Below are 21,187 nucleotides of genomic sequence, written 5' to 3' on the forward strand. Positions count from 1 at the left end.
CGGTCCTCACGTCTCTCCTAGCATATCTGGTCATTTCAGATGCCATTCTCATCAAATTAATGGGTCCTGACCCTAAGTGAATGCTTTCATAATGAAAGCGAAAAAACTTTAAAAAAATACCCGGTCAGCCTTGATGACAAACCGGGTGTTTTAATTTTGTCAGAACCGAAGCTCAGATCAATCAATCATGAAACGGATCGGTTACAAGAATCGTATCTTCACGCTCCGGGCTGGTTGAAAGCATCGATACAGGTGCACCGATCAGCTCTTCAATATGCCGGACATATTTGACCGCCTGTGCCGGAAGTTCATTCCACGAACGCGCACCGGCTGTGGTTTCCGACCAGCCCGGCAGCGTTTCATAAATTGGCTTCACACGCGCCTGCGCGCCCATCGATGATGGCAGATAATCGATACGCTTGCCATCAAGCTCATAGGCAACGCAGATCTTGATTTCTTCAAGTCCGTCAAGAACATCAAGCTTGGTCAGGGCAATGCCGGTAATCCCCGAGGTGCGAACCGTCTGGCGAACGATAACCGCATCAAACCAGCCGCAACGACGCTTGCGCCCCGTGACAACACCAAATTCATGGCCCTTGGTGCCTAGGAATTCGCCGATTTCATCATTCAACTCGGTCGGGAACGGACCCTCGCCAACGCGGGTGGTGTAAGCCTTGGTGATGCCGAGAACATAACCGATTGCTGTCGGGCCAAGACCTGAACCGGCAGCAGCCTGACCCGCAACCGTGTTTGATGAAGTCACGAACGGATAAGTGCCATGGTCATTATCAAGCAATGCCCCCTGCGCACCTTCAAACAGAATGCGATCACCAGCCTTGCGGCGTTCGTCCAGAACACGCCAGACCTGATCAATATAGGGAAGAATCTTGTCGGCAACCGAAGTCAGCTCTTCAAGGATCGTTGCAACCGCAATTTCTTCAAGCCCCATACCGCGACGCAGCAGATTATGATGGGCAAGCAGACGCTCGACTTTCGGCTCCAGCGTATCCGGCTCGGTCAGATCAATAACGCGGATTGCACGACGGCCAACCTTGTCTTCATAAGCAGGGCCGATACCGCGCTTGGTGGTGCCGATCTTGAGTCCTTCGGTAGCACCTTCACGCATCGCATCAAGTTCACGATGAACCGAAAGAATCAGCGGAGCATTTTCTGCAATACGCAGAACATCCGGCGTGATTTCAATGCCCTGCCCGCGCAGTTTCTCGACTTCCATGACGAAATGATGCGGATCAACCACAACACCATTGCCAATCACACTCAACTTTCCGCGCACAAGGCCGGAAGGCAGAAGCGAAAGCTTGTAGCTGACGCCATCGATGACAAGTGTATGACCCGCATTATGACCGCCCTGATAACGCACGATGACATCGGCGCGTTCGGACAACCAGTCAACGATCTTTCCCTTGCCCTCGTCGCCCCATTGCGACCCGACGACAACTACATTAGCCATTGAGAAAACTCCTCGGTCCGGCATTTCAGCCGTAATGATAACCCAAGGATCGCAAGCAGCCCCGACAGTTTGACGCGAGGTGCTGATCCCTCGTCTCTATACAGAGAGAATCCTGCTTGCGCGACTCTTTCATGCGTAAAACACGATTATTTTTAGTAAAAACGTGGAAAACCAGCGTCAGATCGTCTGAGATTCTGGATATGGTGAGGCGAAAATGGTGTTATTCGAGAACCGGAGCGGAGTGTAGTTTTGGGTACATGAGCACCGGAAGTGAAGAAAAATGCCATTTGCAGACCGCCATAGCCGGAATATCGACGATCTAACCGGCTCTGACCATATATAGCGCCTCATCCGAATAGCCTTTCAGCTTTTCTGCAAGTTCGCTCACCTCACGGGTAACAAAGCCTTTTTTCTCCCAGAAACCCCGGGAACCGTTGACTGCAACGAGTGCCATAGTCGCAAAACCATCACGCTCTGCCTGCGCACCCATCAGTTCAACCACCCGCGACGCCTGTCCGCCGGATCGCGCTTCAGGCAGAAGCGCAATATCGTGAATATAATAGGTGCCGACATCTTTGGGCAATTCACCAAGAACAAAATTCAGTGCGGGAACCGAATCAAGCTGCCACGGATGGCTGATACCGTAGCCCAGAATTTCATGGCCATTTGCCAGCACAAAACAACCAGCAGGATAGATTTTAAAGCGGTCCCGGAAGACCGCTTCATCCTCAAAAAAATCGGGATGAACGACATTGGCCACGGCTGTTACCTGCGCTATATCCTGCGCTTGCATCCGCCGCCATGCTGCCTGTTCAATCCCGTCTGTCATCTTGCTCAAGCTTCCTCGATGTTAAATTCCAAAGGTCTTGCCGCCTTGATTGCCTCTTGAGCAATCAGTTCGTCAAGGGCTGCCTGTGGAATCCTGTCATCGACATAAAGCATCGCAATCGCATCACCGCCCGGATGATTACGTCCAAGAGCGAAGTTTGCGATATTGATATTGTGCTTGCCGCAGATCGTTCCAAGCAGACCGATCATGCCCGGAATATCAACATTGGTGACATAAAGCATATGTGGGCCGACTTCCGCATCAAGGTTGATTCCCTTGATCTGGATGAAACGGGCCTTGCCATCCGAGAAGCACGTTCCTGCAATCGAGCGTTCACGTTCGGTGGTCTTCACGGTCAGCTTGATATAGCCATCAAAGATGCCTGACTTGTCACGCTTGATCTCGGAAACGATGATTCCACGCTCTTTGACCATGATCGGTGCGGAGACCATATTCACATCAGCCACCTGCGGACGGATCAGACCAGCAAGAGCTGCACTGATCAAGGCGCGTGTGTTCATGCTGGCGGTGGCGCCATCAAAAAGCACTTCCACTTCCTGAATAGGCTCATCCGTCACCTGACCAACAAAAGCGCCAAGCACTTCTGCGAGCTTGACAAATGGTCTGAGACGCGGCGCCTCTTCCGCCGTGATCGACGGCATGTTGATCGCGTTGGAAACAGCACCCTTGACCAGATAATCCGACATTTGCTCGGCGACCTGAATGGCAACATTCTCCTGCGCTTCGGAAGTCGAAGCACCAAGATGCGGCGTGCAGACCACATTCGGCAGATTGAACAGCTCATTCTCTGTGGCAGGTTCTGTCTCGAAAACATCAATGCCAGCACCGGCGACATGGCCGGATTTCAGCGCTGCAACCAGATCCTTTTCAACAATCAAGCCACCGCGGGCACAATTGATAATGCGAATACCCGGCCTGGTCTTGGCCAATGCTTCTGCATTGATGATACCGCGTGTTTTATCGGTCAAAGGCGTGTGAAGCGTGATGAAATCGGCACGCGCCAGAAGCTCATCAAGCTCGACCTTCTCGACACTAAGTTCCTGCGCCCGCGCTTCCGATAAAAACGGATCAAACGCAACAACATGCATTTTCAGACCAATAGCGCGGGAAGCAACCACTGCGCCAATATTGCCGCAACCGACAACACCGAGCGTCTTGCCGGTAATTTCCACACCCATGAAGCGGTTCTTTTCCCACTTGCCAGCCCGTGTGGAACCATCAGCTTCAGGCAATTGACGCGCCACAGCAAACATCAGTGCAATGGCATGTTCTGCCGTGGTGATCGAATTGCCAAAAGGCGTATTCATCACGATAATACCACGGCGCGATGCTGCCGGAATATCGACATTGTCAACGCCAATACCGGCACGGCCAATGACCTTGAGCTTCGTTGCCGCTGCAATCAGCTTTTCGGTTGCCTTGGTGGCAGAGCGGATAGCGAGACCATCATACTGGCTTATCACTTCCAGCAGTTTTTCTTTGTCCTTGCCAAGATCTGGCAGGTAATCAACTTCAACGCCGCGGTCTTTGAAAATCTGAACGGCGGTCGGCGACAATTTATCGGATACGAGTACGCGAGGTGCCATAAGGGCCTCCTTCGGATTGTACGATAATAAAGGGCAAGCAGGCCATGGCCGTCCCAACTCCGGCCACAGCTCGCTCATCGCTTGCGATCAGGCTGCAGCCTTAAGCGCTGCTTTCTGTGCGTGAAAAGCCCAGTCGAGCCAGGCAGTCAGAGCTTCAAGATCAGAAGTCTCAACCGTTGCACCCGCCCATATGCGCAAGCCCGCAGGGGCATCACGATAGGCACCGATATCAAAGGCTACGCCTTCCTTTTCAAGGGCTGATACAATGCCCTTAACGAAAGCTGCCTGCGCATCCGCAGACAATGCAATCACATCCGGGTCGACAATCGTCACGCATACCGATGTATTTGAGCGTGTTTCCGGCTTTTTCGCCAGATTTGCAATCCATGGCGTCTTCTCGATAAAGCTATTGAGCACGGCAAAATTTGCATCAGCGCGTCCGACAAGCCCATCAAGACCGCCGATTGAACGCGCCCAGCTCAGTGCATCGAGATAATCTTCAACGCAGAGCATGGAAGGCGTATTGATGGTTTCACCGACAAAGATGCCTTCAATCAGCTTGCCACCGGAGGTCAGCCGGAAAATCTTTGGCAGCGGCCATGCCGGCTTATAGCTTTCCAGACGCGCAACAGCGCGTGGCGAGAGAATGAGTATGCCATGCGCACCCTCGCCGCCCAGCACTTTCTGCCAGGAGAAGGTAACAACATCAAGTTTTGCAAAATCAAGACGTTGCGCAAATGCAGCCGAAGTCGCATCGCAAATGGTAAGCCCCTTGCGGGTTGCCGGGATGAAATCTGCATTGGCTACGCGAACGCCGGATGTGGTGCCATTCCATGTAAAAACGACATCACGGTCGAAATCCACTTCGGCAAAATCAACCAGCTCACCATAAGGCGCAACAAAGCTGCGGGTGTCTTCGAGTTTCAGCTGCTTGAGCACATCTGTGACCCAGCCGGAACCAAAGCTTTCCCAGGCAACCATATCAACGCCACGCTCACCAAGCAGTGACCACAAGGCCATTTCCATCGCACCCGTATCAGATGCTGGCACAATACCAATGCGGTAATCTGCCGGAACGCCAAGAATTTCGCGGGTAAGGTCGATGGCTTCTTTCAGCTTGTTCTTGCCGATTTTTGCACGGTGCGAACGGCCAAGTGGCGCATCGGCAAGTGCTTGAAGCGACCAGCCGGGGCGTTTTGCACAGGGACCTGAAGAAAAATTAGGGTTAGCCGGGCGAACTGCCGGCTTCGCAATCGTCGTCATTTTGTTTCCTATCCTCACAGATAGCACGCGCCTCGTTGGGGAGGCGTGGCCCGTGGATGAGCATATCGGAAATCAAAAAAAGAACAATATGGATGGAAGCATATTTTATACAACCCGCCGGACTGATCCGGCGGGTTGAAAACTATTATCACTTTCAATCCGTAGATTTGTCTTTCATGCGTGCATAATAGCTCGCAATCAGCGCGCCGGAAACATTATGCCAGACACTGAAGACTGCACTTGGCACCGCTGCCAGAGGTGAAAAATGTGCATTGGCCAGCGCTGCACCAAGTCCGCTGTTCTGCATACCGACTTCGATACTGATCGCTTTGCGTTTAGCCAGTGACAGACCGGCAAAACGTGCTGCAAAATAGCCAAAGAGCAGCCCGCAACTATTATGCAAAACGACCACAGCAAAGATCAGCAAGCCGGAGTGAGCAATAGCGGTTTTGTTGACAGCAACAACTGCCGCAACAATCAATACAATTCCTATAACAGAAACCAGCGGCAACATCGGAACCGCTGCTTTCACCAATCCAGGCATCAACTTCTGCAAAACAAAACCAAGCGCAAGTGGCACCAGAATGACTTTGATAATGCTGATAAACATGCTCATCGCATCAACCGGCAAATACTGGCTGGCAAAGAACCAGACAAGAAAAGGTGTAACCAACGGAGCCAGCAAGGTCGTAACACTTGTGCAGGCCACGCTTAAAGCGACGTCACCTTTGCTGAGATAAGTCATCACATTGCTGGCCGTGCCACCCGGGCAGCAACCAACCAGAATAACGCCGGCAGCAACCTCAGGTGACATCGGAATCACCCGCGTCAATAAAACCGCCAGAAGCGGCATGATGATAAACTGCGCCAGCACACCAATCAGAACCTCAAATGGCCGTCTCGCAACTTCGGCAAAGTCCTTCGTCGAAATCGTCAGGCCCATGCCGAACATGATGATACCGAGCAAGACCACAATCCACGGTGCAAAAATGCTGAATGTCGATGGCAGCAAGAAACCAAGCACCGCAAAAACGATAACCCAAATAGCAAAAGAGCGTCCGACAAAATCTGACAAGGCTGTAATAGCTTTCATGTCACTACCTTTCCAATATAATACAGGCTGACCAATCTGGTCTGCCCAATCTGGGCCGGCCAATCTAGACCATGCCTGTCTCTTGCGGTCTTCTATGCGCTATTGGAAATATTTGAAACAAAAAATGGGGGATGCACTAATTTATGCATCATCAGCGCAATATATTCAGACATAAAGCAAAAGGCCCGGAAGCCCGGGCCTTTTGAAAACTCTCATATTCAGTATCAACCGCCGAACATATACCGAAGCCCAACCCTTATATCGTGAGCGTTTATTCCTTTATCACTGACAGCGCCAATATCAGAGCCACCTTCAAGCATAGTGCCACCATTCATGTGACGGAAACGATAGCTGGCATCAAGCTTGAGATTATGCGTCAGTTCAACCGATGCACCGGCCATCAGCGCATAGGTAAAACGCCAGTCAGCCTGACCGCTCAGTTCATGGCCATTGGCTGCGACAGCCATATCATCCCACTTCACACGAGTGGCGCCAAGACCGGCGCCAATATAAGGCGTCACACCGCCAAAATTGGCGAGATCAACATAGGCATTTGCCAGAACTGATAGCCCGCTCATCCGGCTTTCATCATAATCAGTCGTGAATTTCGCACGCGTTAAATAATCCAGCGTCAGATCGGTACGCAAGTAATCTGTGATCTGATAACCAATACCGCCGCCCAGCACGAATGAGCCATTCAGATCGCCATCAAACCTGTTGCCGTTTAAATCCGGGAGTTCAAAATCTGCACGTCTGAACCGATTCCACGAATAGCCAATATCCCCACGCAAGTACCAGCCGCTTGTCACCATAGGTGCAACAACCACTTCCGGCACCACTTCCAGATCGTCGGCAGCCAATGCTGCGGAAGTAAAAACCGCCAATGCAGCCGATAAAGCAAGGCTGGCGCAAAGGTTTTTAATAAGACTATTCATTCATATTTCCCATCAGCCTGTCTTGTCGCAAACGCGGCAAAACGGAATTCTGGGAGATAGTCTATCGATGAAAAGTTAAGTACAATTTAACCATATTTATTAAACCTCTTTAAAGTATAAACCTTCCCTCACTGCCACAAAAAAAGCGCGGAAAATCCGCGCTTTTTTTAAAGATATGCCGCTCTGTCAGGCAGCGGCGCTTTCCGAGGCAATCACATTGATAATATCATTAACGACCTTTTCAACCAATGCGCGGTCATCACCTTCCGCCATCACGCGGATAAGCGGCTCAGTTCCTGATGGACGGATGACAAGACGTCCCTGTGCGCCAAGACGATCTGATGCTTCGTCAATTGCACTCTTGACCTTCTTGTTTTCAAGCGGCTTGCCGCCAGCGGTGCGCACATTCTTGAGCAATTGTGGCACAGGTTCAAATTTACGGCACAAATCGCTCAAAGGCTTATTCTCCTGCTGGGCAACAGCAAGGATTTGCAAAGCCGATATAAGCCCATCGCCAGTCGTGGCAAAATCCGACATGACAATATGGCCGGACTGTTCACCGCCGACATTGAAACCATGCTGCCGCATGTGCTCGACAACATAACGATCTCCGACCTTGGTACGGGCGAGTGTCATATTGTGATCATGCAAGAAACGCTCAAGGCCGAGATTGGACATGACTGTCGCAACAATACCACCGCCCTGCAACCGGTCTGATTTCGCCCATGATTCGGCAATCACCGCCAGAAGCTGATCGCCATCAATGACGGTTCCGTTTTCATCAACAAGCAAAACCCGGTCCGCATCACCATCAAGGGCAATTCCGACATCCGCCCGCACCTCATGAACCTTTTTCATCAGACCAATCGGATGGGTCGAACCGCAATCCTCATTAATATTGATACCATTCGGCTCATTATTAATGGTGATAACTTCCGCACCCAGCTCCCAAAGTGCAGATGGCGCAACCTTGTAGCCAGCGCCATTGGCGCAATCGACAACAACGCGCAGACCATTGAGCGAGATATTGCGTGGAAGCGTTCGCTTCGCAAACTCGATATAGCGATAAATATCGCCATCAACGCGCTTGGCCTTGCCCACTTCACCATGGGTCGCAAGATGGGCGGACAAGTCACTGTCGATCAGGCTTTCAATCTGCAATTCAATTTCATCAGAGAGCTTAAAACCATCAGGACCAAACAGCTTGATGCCATTATCATAAAAAGGATTATGCGAAGCTGAGATCATCACGCCAATATCTGCGCGAAGCGAACGGCATAACATGGCAACCGCAGGTGTCGGAATCGGACCAAGCAGAAAAACATCCATGCCCGCAGCAGTAAAACCCGCTACAAGCGCATTTTCCAGCATATAGCCCGAACGGCGCGTATCCTTACCGATCACAACACGCGAAGCCTGCCCCTTACGACGAAAAATATGCCCAACGGCCATGCCAACTTTCATGGCAATATCAGGCGTCATCGGAAAACTGTTCGCCTTGCCGCGAATTCCATCGGTTCCAAAATACTTGCGTGTCATATTCTTAGCCTTGCGTTGCGCCATATAGCTCTCTCGTAGCAATCAATATCTGCCATTTATAAGAATGCGAAACAGCGAAGTTCGACCACCCCATTTCAGAAGTGGAAAATGAATTGCGTTATTATCCCAAATTGACCAGCAATTGCAATTTCACCTTTCAGGCAATCAAATCACCTTGCCTTTAGAACAGTCCTGTTGGTCTCTATGATGCGCTGAAATCCTTAACCGAGCCTTTCAGAGCAAGTGACCATAAAAGGAAAAGCCGGGCATATTGCCCGGCTCCCCGATTTTATCACTTATACTTATTGCGGCTGGGGATTAGGTTCCATCCCGGGTTCGCTACCCGGTTCCTCCCCTTTTTTCTTGCCGGTTCGTCCGGCTTTTGGCACGCCTGAACCGCGCGATGGCGTATCATTGCCCTGATCACGCGATGGCTTGTTGCCTGCAATCAGTTCCTTGATTTCATCACCGCTGAGCGTTTCATATTCAAGCAGACCTTCGGCCAGTGCAATCCAGTCCGCACGCTTCTCAGTCAAGATGCGGGTTGCTTCTGCATAGGCTTCATCAACCAGACGGCGTACCTCGGCATCAATGATCTGCGCAGTTGCTTCCGAAATATTCTGCGTGCGCGAAACCGAATGACCCAGGAAAACTTCTTCCTGATTATCACCATAGGCCACACGCCCAAGCTTGTCGGAATAGCCCCACTGCGTCACCATCGAACGTGCGAGCTTTGTGGCCTGCTGAATATCGGAAGACGCACCGGAGGTGATGTTTTCCTTGCCGAACTTCAGCTCTTCCGCAACGCGGCCACCCATTAAAATCGCAAGGCGCGACACCATCCAGGTATAGGTTGCCGAATAGCGATCGCCTTCAGGCAACTGCATCACCATACCCAGCGCACGACCGCGCGGAATGATCGTGGCCTTATGGACAGGGTCAGACTTCGGTACATTAAGCGCAACAATAGCATGACCAGCTTCGTGATAGGCTGTATTGGCCTTTTCTTCCGGCGTCATGGCAGAGCGGCGTTCCGCACCCATCATGATCTTGTCCTTGGCGTCTTCAAATTCCTGCATGGTCACGAGACGCTTGTTGCGACGCGCAGCCATAAGAGCCGATTCATTGACAAGGTTTGCAAGATCGGCACCGGAGAAGCCCGGCGTACCGCGTGCAACAATCTTGAGATCAACATTGGGTGCAAGCGGCACATTGCGCACATGCACTTTGAGAATCTGTTCACGACCGACAATATCCGGGTTCGGAACCACGACCTGACGGTCGAAGCGGCCCGGACGCAAGAGTGCAGGATCAAGCACGTCAGGACGGTTAGTCGCAGCAATCAGAATGATCGATTCATTGGCTTCAAAACCATCCATCTCGACCAGAAGCTGGTTAAGCGTCTGTTCGCGCTCGTCATTACCGCCACCAAGACCGGCGCCGCGATGGCGACCAACAGCATCGATTTCATCGATGAAGATAATGCAAGGCGCATTCTTTTTGGCCTGTTCGAACATGTCGCGGACACGGCTTGCACCAACACCGACAAACATTTCAACGAAGTCAGAACCGGAAATCGTGAAGAATGGAACATTGGCTTCACCGGCAACGGAACGTGCAAGCAAGGTCTTACCGGTTCCGGGAGGGCCAACGAGCAGAACACCGCGCGGAATCTTGCCGCCCAGACGCTGGAACTTCTGCGGATCACGCAGAAATTCTACGATCTCTTCCAGATCCTGCTTGGCTTCTTCAACCCCGGCAACATCCTGAAAGGTGATACGACCATGCGCTTCGGTCAAAAGCTTTGCCTTTGACTTGCCAAACCCCATCGCACCGCGCGAGCCACCCTGCATCTGACGCATGAAGAATATCCACACGCCGAGAATGAGAATCATCGGCAGCCATGAAAGCAGAATACCGAGAAGTGAGCTGGAGCCGTCGCTTTCAGGACGGGCAGTAATCGTTACGCCCTTCTCTTCAAGGCGGGAAACCAGCCCGGCATCACCTGGTGAATAAGTCTGGAAAGTTGACCCGTTATCGGCAAGCGTACCACTGATCCGCTCACCAGTAATCGTTACCGACTTAACGCGTCCGTTCGACACGTCATCGATAAACTGGGAGTAGGAAATTTCACGGGAATTGGAGCGCTGACCAGGACTCTGGAACAGGTTGAACAACGCTATCAAAAGTAGGGCAATGATCGCCCAGAGGGCGAAGTTGCGATAGTTCGGATTCATATCGGGTCCAATCGATACCACGGCCACCCGAAAAGGGCGGTACGATGTTTCAACCTAACATAGGATCGAAGCATGGCCTTGCCAAGGCGCGAGATGCCCCTCAGCTTCGATTCTTGTAAAACTGGTTTATAAAATTAGGACATTCGCGCCCAAATCGCGCTTCAATGGCCTTAGCCAACCCGAAATCATAACCGTGAAGCACATGATCAAAGATTGCAAAGTGTTTTTCGATAGTGATTCCTGCTGGCAATTGTTGCCCATCAACAGCCGGAACGCACAGCAATTTGCCATTTTCATAAATGGCAGGCAGAACGAGCAAGCCTTCACGCTGCAAGAAATCAACGTCAATTGCGCTCTCTTCCATGAAACCGGCCAGTTCCTGCCTCTCAGGTGCAGCCACTTCAAACATCTTTTCAGTTTCATTCTTCAGGCGATAGCGCCCATCCCAGATGATGGCTTCACCCGGATCAAGCTGCATGACAGGAAGATTGCGGCGCTCACGACGAAACCTGTGTGGCTCACCGTTTTTACCAAGCTCCACGAGTGCACCAAAAACTGTGAGGCGCCCAACCTTTTCCTGCCCCGATAAAAGCCGTTCTATCCGCGACCGCTCAGTTTCGCCGGGAAGGAAGCGTCGACCACCCGCAAGCGAAGCAAGCAGCCCCGCAAACAGACGGCGAACATTTTCCGGCAGCATTGAATAAATAGATGCATCGACCAAAATCGTGCCAAATGCGTTCATTTGCAAACATGTACGAGCAGAAAGCGCCGCAATAAGCGCCGCATTATCGCGTTTGCGCGCCATAGATGCCAAAGCGATCTGAGCCAGAACCTGATCAGGATTGGCCTCCGCAGCAGATGTAAATCGCACCCGCGGACGCTCATAATTGGTGTTGACATTGCTGGGATCATCAAACCAGACAACCCCTCTTGCGCTGAGTTCCTGCCGCAGGCTTGAACGGGATGTTTCCAGCAATGGTCTCATCAAAACAACGGAGTTTTCCAGTCTTGACCGGGGCGCCATTGCAGCAAGCCCCCGCGCTTGCGAATGAGAGCTACGCTCTTTTCGCATCAAAAATGTTTCAATCTGATCATTGCGCGTATGCCCGGTCACAATGAAATCGGCACCCGCCTCACATGCAGCCTGCACCAGCAATCGATAACGGGCAGAACGGGCCGCCGCAGCGACTCCGGTTTTCGGTTTAACCTCTTCCCATGCAAGAATACGATGAGCGATACCGTTTTGCTTGCAAAGCTGCCCCACGCTTTCAGCCTCAAGGGTCGATTCATCACGCAAACGATGATCAATGGTAACAGCCGTCAGCGGCGGCGGATTATCCATCGTTGCAAGATAGTCCTTCAGCAGAAACAGCAAAGCAAGGGAATCACTGCCACCCGAAACAGCAGCAATAATTCCTTTTGCATTTTCCAGTCTGAAAGGCTCAAAAATATCGGTCGGGGAAAGCCCCACAAATGTTCTCCAATATCAGCACTTGATACGCAATTGCTCATCACTCACCCGCTTCAAAACGGCAGGTGCAGCATTCGGATAGCGCTCCGGTATCTGCTTGAATGTCGCGCAGGCAACATCATGATTATCCATTTTTTCAAGGGTCATACCAAGCTTGAACATATTTTCCGGCGCTCGTCTGGAATCTGGATAATCGCGCTGCGTATCGATAAAAACTGTTGCAGCGTCTGGATAGCGTGACTGACCATAAAGTGATTCACCCAGCCAATAGCGTGCTTCCGCTGTCGACGGATCAGCCGGATAACGCTTGATATGTTCACGAAACCCGGTTTCAGCCGCTTTATAATCACCTGAAAGCAGATATTGATAGGCTGCCTGATAAAGCGAATTCGGATTATCATCCGTCGGCAATGAGGCAACAGTCTGCCCGGCAGCCTGACTTGCAGAGCCCTGATCTATCGCACCTGGCTGAATATTTATCGTTTCGCCGATTACATTGCCATTGTTGTCAAAGCGGATAGAGCCGAGGGTTTTCGGCGGCTCTCCACGCTGTGGGCCACCTTGTGCAGCACCATCAGAACCAATAGCCATGGAATCGGCGCCCGCTACATTATTGGCCGCCGTCTGTGTGTTGGAAGATCCGAAATTTCCATCCTGTGCAACCTCACCAGAAACCCCGTTATCGGGGACTCCGGCAGAGGACGCATTGGCAAGCGAGGTTTCACCAGATGCATTTCCGGCATCCGCCCGACCACCTTCCAGTTTCTGGAAACGACGCTCATTTTCTTCCTGCATTTTCTGCATCTGGTCCTGCAATTCAAGGACCTGAAAATTCATGGCTTCAGCACGATTACCAAGCCGATCCGCCATATTGACCGGATCGCCTGTGCCTTGTGCACAAAGATCACTGCCTGGAGGCGGGCTTATCTGGGCGCTCTGTGCTGCATTCGACTTTGCCGGCGCAGCAATACCCTGCTTCTTTTCCAGCTCTTCAAAGCGGAAATCATTATCATCCTGCGTCTTCTGCAACAGCTCGTTGGTAAAGGAAATCTGCGCGTCAACATCCTCAACCTTGCCGGTGAGGTTGCGGATCAATTCCTGCTGTAAACCGGGGCTTTGCTGATAGCCACCTTGTCCACCCGCACCACTATCGTGCATGGCATCATCAAGAATTGCTGTCGAACCAATTTTCACATTATTCTGTGCACCACCATTGCCTTTTTCCAACGCCCGAAACCGGGTTTCATTATCGCGTTGAATTTTGAGCATATTGTCACGCAGTTGCATGATACGGACATAGGACTGCGCATTCTGATGTGCCAGATTACAAACCTGCTGCAAAAACTGATCACTACCAGAGCTCCCCACCTGCGCCAGCTGGATAGCCCCCTGTTGCGAAACACCAGACGCTGCCAGAACCGGAGTACCCACCAAAAGCGGCAACATGGCAATTGCCAGCGTCACTTTCCTCATTGGTTGCCTCATTCTCTCTTGCCCCTATCGCTCACTCGTCGAAAAATGATTATGCCCTGAAACTATGAACCGCAACCACAATGGTCTGGATAATGAATCAGACACAATGCCTGAACATTTTCTGAACACCTGATTTTTCACGCTTCATTTCAGCTTTTAGAGAAAAATCATAAAAAGCATAGATGCTTTCCCTAAGGTCCTGCCCCTAAGACACAGGTGAGTTCGGCCAAAATTTGTCAAAAACCCCAAATACTGCCGCCAAAATGAAAAAAAGCGGCCCGAAGACCGCTTTTCTCTGATCAGGTTCAGACTATAGGCTGAAATTTAGCTGCCTGCACCGTTAAGAACGGTAACTGCACGACGGTTTTGCGACCAGCAAGAATTGTTGTCACAAACAGCGATCGGACGCTCATTACCGTAAGAGACTGTGCGCATACGGCTGGTTGGAACGCCACGTGCTGCAAGGAAATCTCGCGTTGCAGCAGCACGGCGCTGGCCAAGCGCGAGGTTGTATTCACGTGTACCGCGTTCGTCCGCATGGCCTTCGATCGTGACCGAATATTGCGGATAGCGCTGCAGCCACTGTGCCTGTTTGGAAAGCGTCTGCTGTGCATCAGCACGAATCAGCGAAGAATCAAGATCAAACAGAATACGATCGCCGACATTTACAGTGAAATCCTGAGCAGAGCCGGGGGTTGCAGCACCACCAGCCAGACCAAGATCACCGGCATTGTTCGGAAGATTCTTTTTCGACGCACAGCCTGCAATGGCGAGCGACATGAAAAGGGCAATAGCGATCGGGTTTCGTGCAATCGACTGGATACGGCGCATGGGCCGGAGCTCCTTAAGATTTGATGTTCCTGCGTAACCATCCAATAATCATATCTGGGTTAAAACAGGCTCAAGAAGTGTGGTTAATGATTTCTTTCGACCATCTGCAAACCGTTTTTCTCCGGTAGCAATACTGTTTTAGCACTGAAAGCTAAATGCGGCAGAAACACGGCTCAACTCTGTTATTATGGCATATTGCCATGAAAAAGGCACAAAATCGAGATTCGCGCCTTTTTATCTCAATCACATCAATCAGATTATTCGAGCAATGGCGACCAGGCCGGGTCGGAAGCAAAGTTCGGTGTCTGAATCTGGCGCTCATTGCGTCCAGTCAGATCAATACTGAAAAGCTTTGGTCCACCCGCGCCTGCGGCTTTGCGGAAGAACATCAGAACCCGACCATTGGGTGCCCATGTCGGACCCTCATTATGGAAGCCTGATGTCAAAAGACGCTCACCTGTTCCATCAGTCTTCATCACACCAATAGAAAACTGTCCCTGCGACTGTTTGGTAAAGGCGATGAGATCGCCACGCGGAGACCAGACAGGGGTCGAATAACTGCCATCACCTGACGATATCCGGCGTGGATTGGAACCATCAGCACCCATAATATAGAGCTGCGGACGTCCGCCACGGTCAGATGAAAACACAATCTGCGAACCATCGGGTGAGTAAGACGCACTTGTATCAATCGCCTGACTGCTGGTCAGGCGCGTCGTTGTGCGGTTGCGCAAATCCATCGTATAGATATTTGCACTGCCATCATCTTGCAAAAGGCTCATGACGACCTTCTGGCCATCGGGCGAAAAGCGCGGTGCAATCGACATTCCGGGAAAGTTGCCAACCAGTTCACGCTGGCCTGTTTCAAGCTGCAACAGATAAACGCGCGGCTGACCGCCAGCAAAAGACATATAAGTCACTTCCTGCCGGTTGGGTGAAAAGCGCGGTGTTAAAGCCATGTCACGACCATCCGAAAGATAGCGGACATTGGCGCCATCCTGATCCATGATCGCCAGACGTTTGACACGCTTTTGCGCAGGACCGGATTCATCGACAAAAACGACGCGGGTATCAAAATAGCCTTTTTCACCCGTCAGGCGTTCATAGATTGCATCAGCAATAATATGAGCCACCCGACGCCAGTTATCCGGCGTGGTAAAGAACTGCTGACCAATCAGCTGCTGTCCGCCAAATGTATCCCACAGGCGGAATTCTGCTTTCAAACGACCATCCGGCTGCTTGGTGATCCGCCCGGTCACAAGTGCCTGCGCATTGATGACCTTCCAGTCGTCAAAACGTGGCGCTGCATCAGGGTTGGAAATCTTTTCAATGAATGCGCCTTTGTTGATTGGCGCAAAAAGACCCGAACGCTCAAGATCGGCTGCAATCACCGAAGTGATATTTGCCCCAAGCTGATCGCCTGAAAGGAAATCAGTTATGGCAATCGGCAAAGGCTCGACAACACCCTTGTTGATGTTGATTTCAACCACGGCATGCGCAGGAGCGATTGCAACAAAACTTGCAGCAATCACGCAAGCCAAAGCCGACAACGTCGCCCGTATCTTTGTTTTCATAATGCCCGTTTTCATGTCTTTAGGGACCTCTTTTGTCCTTGGCACTGAACTTAAACGTGACCGAAATCCAGTCAGAACATTTCGCTTGGGTCGAAATTGACAATCACTTCCGACCATGAATCATATTTATCCGCAGGCAGATTATAGGGCGCACAGCGTGCAACAGCGCGACGTGCGCTTTCCGCGGCCGCTCTGCCCACCCCGTCACTGCCGCCACCCGATGTCACCTGCGGAGACCCCTGAATGGAACCATCCTGATTGAGATGCATCTTGACCGTCACAACAAGTCCGGGCGCATCGGCAACACCGGCGGGAACATTCCAGCATTTGGAAATTGCCCCCCGAAGGGCATCCATTTCACTCTGGCTGAGCTTTGAGCCACCAGTATTCTTCTTGCCACCCAATGATGCCTGATCATTTGAACGTTTTGCACCGCCGCCTGAAGCCTTCTGCTTGTTAAGAAGGGCTGCAACCTCATCTGCAATCGCATCATTTTTCGACTGCGATGTTTGTGATGCGGACTGCGTCGGTTTCTTCTCCTGCACAGGCTTGCGATCTGGCGTCTTTGCCGTCTGCGCCTGCGGCGGCTTTGGTTTTGCCTGTGGTGCAGGAACATTATCCGGCAGTTTCGGTGCACTCTGATCCGGCGCTTCCGCCTGCTTCTCAATCGCCTCTGCAACCGGATCAGGCTTCACTTCCTGCTTTTCCTCCGGCCTGGTCTGAACTTCCGTCGCAGGCACCGGCAGCGGTTTTTCCTGTGGCTTTGGCTCAGGCTTTGCTTCCGGCTTCTTCACCGGCTCCGGCTGCGCCTTGGGTTCCTCTGCCGCCTCAATCGGCTTGGCCTTGGTATCAGGTTTTGGAGGTGTCTGAAGATCGACATCATTGTCACCAACATTTTGCGCATCAGGCACAATATTTGGCTTTTTCGTCGGAATCGGTGCCGACTTTTCTTTCATAGGCGCGGTTTTGTCGCCCTGCTGGATTTGTGTGATTGATTCAATCGGAACGATGTCGACCGGAAATGACTCCGAATCCTGCACATCAAAAGCTTTGGGTGCAGAAAACGAAACCACCGCCAGCGCAACCGCCACGGCATGCAATGCAACAGAAGATGTCAGGCCAACCTTCATAATGCCGTCAGCTATCCTGCTCCTGGAGGGTCACAAGGCCGATATTCTTGAAACCGGCGGCGGAAATACGGGCCATGACCTTCATGACTGTGCCATAATCGGCAGCCTTGTCACCGCGCACAAAAATGCGCTCCTCATAACCCGTTTTGGCAATGGCCTGTAATTTCGGAACCACTTCCTCAATCGGAATTTCGGTTTCCTGAATATAAATCCTGCCTTCATTATTGACCGACACTGTGATCGGCTGCGTATCGGCATTCATCGATTTTGCCTGCGTATCAGGTAAATCAATGGGCACACCCACGGTCAGAAGCGGTGCAGAAACCATAAAAATGATCAGCAATACCAGCATCACGTCCACGAATGGCGTAACGTTGATCTCGCTCATCAATGCCTTCCTGCGGCCCCGTCTGCGACGGCCACCTGACTGCATTCCCTGATTTCCAACTGACATGCCCATTGCAAATTTCCCGAAGGCTTGATTTCAACCGTTAAGTGCCGGAACGCTTTACTTTTTGTTTTCACACAGGTCGTTATCGGAAAGCCGGTTCCCAGTTTTCCGCGACATGTTTTAACTGCGTGGCGTCAGCTTCTCATCAATTTGGCGCGACAGTATGGCAGAAAACTCATCCGCAAAACCTTCAAGCTTTCCGCTGATCTTGCCCGCATCACTTGAGAGCTTGTTGTAAGCGATAACAGCCGGAATAGCTGCAAGAAGACCGATTGCTGTCGCAAGCAATGCTTCCGCAATACCCGGTGCCACAACCGCAAGACTGGTATTTTTCGATGCTGCAATGGCCTGGAACGAGGTCATGATCCCCACAACCGTTCCAAACAAACCCACAAATGGCGCAGCCGAACCGGTTGTTGCAAGAAAACCAAGACGCGATTCCAGTTTCTCACCTTCACGCGCAAGCGCGACATCCATCGCCTTGTCGATACGCATCTGCAAGCCAATCGGCGAGCGCGCACCTTTCTCAAAAGATTTTTTCCATTCACGCATCGCAGCAATGAAAATGGAAGCCATGCCCGTTGTCCGGCGTTCATTCAGCGTACGATAAAGCTCTTCCAGCGACTGCCCTGACCAGAAAGCCTGCTCAAAACGATCAATCGCACGGCGGGCGCGGCCATAGGAAACAATCTTGTCCACGATGATTGCCCAGGTCCAGACCGATGCACCTATAAGGCCGAGCATCACGAGCTTGACGACCCAGCCCGCATGCATAAACAAACCCCAGAGGGTAATATCGGCGGCGGGGGCCGCGAGAGCAACATTTTCCATCGATCTACCGTCCTCGAATCCAAACGCCCGGCATTGTGACCGGGCGGTATCGCAAATTACTCGTAAAACGTCCGCTGCCGAACGTCCCAACCGCCATAACCGGATTTTAACTATAAATCCTCAAGCGCTTGTCATGGTTAATTTTGGTGAAAGGAAGGCGTTACATCGTAACGAACCTCTCAACCGAATCCGTCAGCATGATTAATCCAATATTATGGTTAAAGATGCGTTAGCATTTACTGAGAAGAAATATATGCCCGTTATTTTTTGCAGGATATTTCAAAATATCAGCCAGCTTTCGTGAAAGCCTCGCGCCATTCATCCGGTATACGACGCGGATGGCCTTGCTTGGTGATCATCACGGCCTCGACTTTCGCTTCCGAAAGCAGTCTTTCCTCACACGTGATCTTCTGCGCCATGATCACACGGGCCCCGCGGATTTCGCTCACACGGGTTTCAATCAAAATCAGATCATCCATTTTTGCAGGTGATTTATATTCAATCTCCATACGGCGAACGACCCAGACCATTTCTTCGCCAAGCGAACCTTCTGCAAGCTCAATGTGATGCACATCCTGAAGCCGCAGAAAATCCGTACGGCCACGCTCGTAAAATTCCAGATAGCGACCATGATAGACAAAGCCGGAAAAATCCGTGTCGGCATAATAGATACGGGCATAAAGATAATGGGTGCCGTCTTTGAGTTCACCTGCAACCTGTGCATCATTCATATCTGGTCGTCTTCCGTGAAAAGGCCGAACTGCGACTGCTGCGTTGCTTCAGCAGGTGCAGCAAGCCCCAGATGCTGCCATGCAAGATTAGTCAAAACGCGACCACGCGGTGTGCGCTGCAAGAAACCCTGCTGGATCATATAGGGTTCAATAATGTCTTCAATCGCATCCCGCGGTTCAGACAAACCCGCTGCAATGGTTTCGATACCAACCGGACCGCCGCCAAAATTACGGGCAATCATGTCAAGATAACGCCGGTCAAGCTGGTCGAAACCGCGATTATCCACTTCAAGCCGCGACAGGGCTTCATCGGCAATCTTGCTGTCGATCACATCCGCACCTGCCACCAGCGCAAAATCGCGAACGCGGCGCAACAGGCGTCCAGCAATGCGCGGTGTACCACGCGAACGCCGCGCCACTTCAAGCGCCCCATCGGGTGAAATGCCCATCTGCATGATACGTGCACCACGGCGCACAATATATTCAAGCTCTTCAACCGTATAGAAATTGAGCCGAACCGGAATGCCGAAACGATCCCGCAATGGCGTGGTCAGAAGCCCAAGCCGTGTGGTTGCCGCAACAAGCGTGAATTTCGCAAGATCAATCTTTACCGAACGCGCCGCCGGACCTTCACCAATGATAAGATCAAGCTGAAAATCTTCCATCGCCGGATAGAGAATTTCTTCTACAGCCGGGCTGAGACGATGAATCTCATCGATAAACAGCACATCGCGATCTTCAAGATTGGTCAGAAGTGCTGCAAGATCACCCGCTTTTGCAATCACCGGACCGGATGTCGAGCGAAAATTGACACCAAGCTCCTTGGCCATAATCTGCGCGAGCGTGGTTTTACCCAGTCCCGGAGGGCCGACAAACAGCACATGATCAAGTGCTTCACCACGAACCTTTGCAGCCTCAATAAAGACCTTGAGATTGGCGCGTGCTTGCGCCTGCCCGACAAAATCATCCAGCGTTTGCGGACGCAATGTCGTATCACTGTCTTCACTACGCAGATCAGCGTCAATCAATGGGTTGCGCTCGCTCATGCCTGTCCTCTCGCATGAACACTGATCCGTGACAAGTATCTCACCGCGACAGCTCCTTCAAACCAAGGCGGATAAGCTTGGCTGAATCAGCGCCCTCCCCGGCTTCACGCAATGCAGCAGCCACCGCATTTGCCGCCTGATCGCGCGAATAACCAAGATTGGAAAGGGCAGACACGGCATCACTAACCGGAGCAGAAGCAGCACCCGCACCAATTTCCTGTTTAAGCCCGATTGTGCCGCTGGCATCCCCCGCAAAAGCCGGTGCCTTGTTTTTCAACTCCGTGACGATACGTTCAGCAACTTTTTTGCCAACACCCGGCGCACGCGAAACCATCGCAAGATCACGCAATGCAATCGCATTGGCAAGTTCAGCTGGTGCTAAAGTTCCAAGAACCGCAAGCGCCACTTTTGCACCCACGCCCTGCACATTCTGCAACAGGCGGAACCATTCGCGCTCAAGCTGTGAACCAAACCCATAAAGGCGGATCATATCCTCGCGCACATAGGTTTCGATCAACAACACGGCCGCCTCACCTTCGCCGCCCAGATTGCCAAGCGTGCGCGAAGAACAAAAGACAACATAGCCAACGCCATGCACATCAATAACGGCATGATCATCAGCAATTTCGTCGATCACACCCTTAAGCTTACCGATCATTCTGGTTTTACCCCGCT

At 51.6% G+C, this 21,187-nt stretch carries 18 protein-coding genes; all 18 read right to left on the reverse strand.

Annotated features, from left to right (window positions below):
• Positions 1–181: 181 nt before the first annotated feature.
• Positions 182–1,471, reverse strand: a complete 1,290-nt coding sequence (locus FHY56_RS11195) for an adenylosuccinate synthase (RefSeq protein WP_140905259.1) — start codon at positions 1,469–1,471, stop codon at positions 182–184.
• Between the two features lie 319 nt (positions 1,472–1,790).
• Entirely contained in the window at positions 1,791–2,300 is a 510-nt protein-coding gene (locus FHY56_RS11200) for a GNAT family N-acetyltransferase (RefSeq protein ID WP_140905421.1), read from the reverse strand.
• A gap of 5 nt (positions 2,301–2,305) precedes the next feature.
• Positions 2,306–3,907, reverse strand: coding sequence for a phosphoglycerate dehydrogenase (gene serA, locus FHY56_RS11205; protein ID WP_140905260.1), 1,602 nt, complete (start codon positions 3,905–3,907; stop codon positions 2,306–2,308).
• An 87-nt stretch (positions 3,908–3,994) separates the two neighbouring features.
• On the reverse strand, positions 3,995–5,170 hold the full coding sequence (locus tag FHY56_RS11210) for a phosphoserine transaminase (RefSeq protein ID WP_140905261.1): 1,176 nt from the start codon (positions 5,168–5,170) through the stop codon (positions 3,995–3,997).
• A 154-nt stretch (positions 5,171–5,324) separates the two neighbouring features.
• Positions 5,325–6,263, reverse strand: coding sequence for a bile acid:sodium symporter family protein (locus tag FHY56_RS11215; RefSeq protein WP_140905262.1), 939 nt, complete (start codon positions 6,261–6,263; stop codon positions 5,325–5,327).
• 224 nt (positions 6,264–6,487) lie between these two features.
• Positions 6,488–7,198 carry an outer membrane protein gene (locus FHY56_RS11220; protein ID WP_140905263.1) on the reverse strand — a complete coding sequence of 237 codons (711 nt, stop codon included), beginning with the start codon at positions 7,196–7,198 and terminating at the stop codon, positions 6,488–6,490.
• 186 nt (positions 7,199–7,384) lie between these two features.
• Positions 7,385–8,737, reverse strand: coding sequence for a phosphoglucosamine mutase (glmM, locus tag FHY56_RS11225; protein ID WP_193556781.1), 1,353 nt, complete (start codon positions 8,735–8,737; stop codon positions 7,385–7,387).
• A gap of 302 nt (positions 8,738–9,039) precedes the next feature.
• Entirely contained in the window at positions 9,040–10,974 is a 1,935-nt protein-coding gene (ftsH, locus tag FHY56_RS11230) for an ATP-dependent zinc metalloprotease FtsH (RefSeq protein WP_140905265.1), read from the reverse strand.
• A gap of 100 nt (positions 10,975–11,074) precedes the next feature.
• The gene (tilS, locus tag FHY56_RS11235; protein ID WP_140905266.1) at positions 11,075–12,445 is read right to left on the reverse strand and encodes a tRNA lysidine(34) synthetase TilS; all 1,371 of its coding nucleotides are present in this window, start codon (positions 12,443–12,445) and stop codon (positions 11,075–11,077) included.
• 15 nt (positions 12,446–12,460) lie between these two features.
• On the reverse strand, positions 12,461–13,930 hold the full coding sequence (gene ybgF / locus FHY56_RS11240; protein ID WP_140905267.1) for a tol-pal system protein YbgF: 1,470 nt from the start codon (positions 13,928–13,930) through the stop codon (positions 12,461–12,463).
• Positions 13,931–14,242: 312 nt separating this feature from the next.
• Positions 14,243–14,749 carry a peptidoglycan-associated lipoprotein Pal gene (gene pal, locus FHY56_RS11245; protein ID WP_140905268.1) on the reverse strand — a complete coding sequence of 169 codons (507 nt, stop codon included), beginning with the start codon at positions 14,747–14,749 and terminating at the stop codon, positions 14,243–14,245.
• Positions 14,750–15,006: 257 nt separating this feature from the next.
• Complete coding sequence (gene tolB / locus FHY56_RS11250; RefSeq protein ID WP_140905269.1) at positions 15,007–16,338, reverse strand: Tol-Pal system beta propeller repeat protein TolB; 1,332 nt, start codon at positions 16,336–16,338, stop codon at positions 15,007–15,009.
• Positions 16,339–16,394: 56 nt separating this feature from the next.
• Entirely contained in the window at positions 16,395–17,453 is a 1,059-nt protein-coding gene (locus tag FHY56_RS11255) for a hypothetical protein (protein WP_140905270.1), read from the reverse strand.
• A 7-nt stretch (positions 17,454–17,460) separates the two neighbouring features.
• Positions 17,461–17,913: a protein TolR gene (tolR, locus tag FHY56_RS11260; RefSeq protein WP_140905271.1), complete on the reverse strand. Its 453-nt coding sequence runs from the start codon at positions 17,911–17,913 to the stop codon at positions 17,461–17,463.
• Positions 17,914–18,024: 111 nt separating this feature from the next.
• On the reverse strand, positions 18,025–18,735 hold the full coding sequence (gene tolQ / locus FHY56_RS11270) for a protein TolQ (protein WP_140905273.1): 711 nt from the start codon (positions 18,733–18,735) through the stop codon (positions 18,025–18,027).
• Positions 18,736–19,022: 287 nt separating this feature from the next.
• Complete coding sequence (locus tag FHY56_RS11275) at positions 19,023–19,466, reverse strand: YbgC/FadM family acyl-CoA thioesterase (RefSeq protein ID WP_140905274.1); 444 nt, start codon at positions 19,464–19,466, stop codon at positions 19,023–19,025.
• Positions 19,463–20,512 (reverse strand): Holliday junction branch migration DNA helicase RuvB, encoded by a 1,050-nt coding sequence (gene ruvB / locus FHY56_RS11280; RefSeq protein WP_140905275.1) that lies wholly within the window; start codon positions 20,510–20,512, stop codon positions 19,463–19,465. The genes FHY56_RS11275 and ruvB overlap by 4 nt, the downstream gene beginning before the upstream one ends.
• Positions 20,513–20,552: 40 nt before the next feature.
• On the reverse strand, positions 20,553–21,170 hold the full coding sequence (gene ruvA, locus FHY56_RS11285; protein WP_140905276.1) for a Holliday junction branch migration protein RuvA: 618 nt from the start codon (positions 21,168–21,170) through the stop codon (positions 20,553–20,555).
• Positions 21,171–21,187: the final 17 nt, after the last annotated feature.

Origin of the sequence: Brucella gallinifaecis (assembly GCF_006476605.1) — a bacterium.
Taxonomy (GTDB): domain Bacteria; phylum Pseudomonadota; class Alphaproteobacteria; order Rhizobiales; family Rhizobiaceae; genus Brucella; species Brucella gallinifaecis.

What these genes read in the sequence shown, in the direction of transcription:
- FHY56_RS11195 (WP_140905259.1), bottom strand. Translation starts at nt 1,471, where the DNA reads ATGGCTAATGTAGTTGTCGTCGGGTCGCAATGGGGCGACGAGGGCAAG.
- FHY56_RS11200 (WP_140905421.1), bottom strand. Translation starts at nt 2,300, where the DNA reads ATGACAGACGGGATTGAACAGGCAGCATGGCGGCGGATGCAAGCGCAG.
- serA (WP_140905260.1), bottom strand. Translation starts at nt 3,907, where the DNA reads ATGGCACCTCGCGTACTCGTATCCGATAAATTGTCGCCGACCGCCGTT.
- FHY56_RS11210 (WP_140905261.1), bottom strand. Translation starts at nt 5,170, where the DNA reads ATGACGACGATTGCGAAGCCGGCAGTTCGCCCGGCTAACCCTAATTTT.
- FHY56_RS11215 (WP_140905262.1), bottom strand. Translation starts at nt 6,263, where the DNA reads ATGAAAGCTATTACAGCCTTGTCAGATTTTGTCGGACGCTCTTTTGCT.
- FHY56_RS11220 (WP_140905263.1), bottom strand. Translation starts at nt 7,198, where the DNA reads ATGAATAGTCTTATTAAAAACCTTTGCGCCAGCCTTGCTTTATCGGCT.
- glmM (WP_193556781.1), bottom strand. Translation starts at nt 8,737, where the DNA reads ATGACACGCAAGTATTTTGGAACCGATGGAATTCGCGGCAAGGCGAAC.
- ftsH (WP_140905265.1), bottom strand. Translation starts at nt 10,974, where the DNA reads ATGAATCCGAACTATCGCAACTTCGCCCTCTGGGCGATCATTGCCCTA.
- ybgF (WP_140905267.1), bottom strand. Translation starts at nt 13,930, where the DNA reads ATGAGGCAACCAATGAGGAAAGTGACGCTGGCAATTGCCATGTTGCCG.
- pal (WP_140905268.1), bottom strand. Translation starts at nt 14,749, where the DNA reads ATGCGCCGTATCCAGTCGATTGCACGAAACCCGATCGCTATTGCCCTT.
- tolB (WP_140905269.1), bottom strand. Translation starts at nt 16,338, where the DNA reads ATGAAAACGGGCATTATGAAAACAAAGATACGGGCGACGTTGTCGGCT.
- FHY56_RS11255 (WP_140905270.1), bottom strand. Translation starts at nt 17,453, where the DNA reads ATGAAGGTTGGCCTGACATCTTCTGTTGCATTGCATGCCGTGGCGGTT.
- tolR (WP_140905271.1), bottom strand. Translation starts at nt 17,913, where the DNA reads ATGGGCATGTCAGTTGGAAATCAGGGAATGCAGTCAGGTGGCCGTCGC.
- tolQ (WP_140905273.1), bottom strand. Translation starts at nt 18,735, where the DNA reads ATGGAAAATGTTGCTCTCGCGGCCCCCGCCGCCGATATTACCCTCTGG.
- FHY56_RS11275 (WP_140905274.1), bottom strand. Translation starts at nt 19,466, where the DNA reads ATGAATGATGCACAGGTTGCAGGTGAACTCAAAGACGGCACCCATTAT.
- ruvB (WP_140905275.1), bottom strand. Translation starts at nt 20,512, where the DNA reads ATGAGCGAGCGCAACCCATTGATTGACGCTGATCTGCGTAGTGAAGAC.
- ruvA (WP_140905276.1), bottom strand. Translation starts at nt 21,170, where the DNA reads ATGATCGGTAAGCTTAAGGGTGTGATCGACGAAATTGCTGATGATCAT.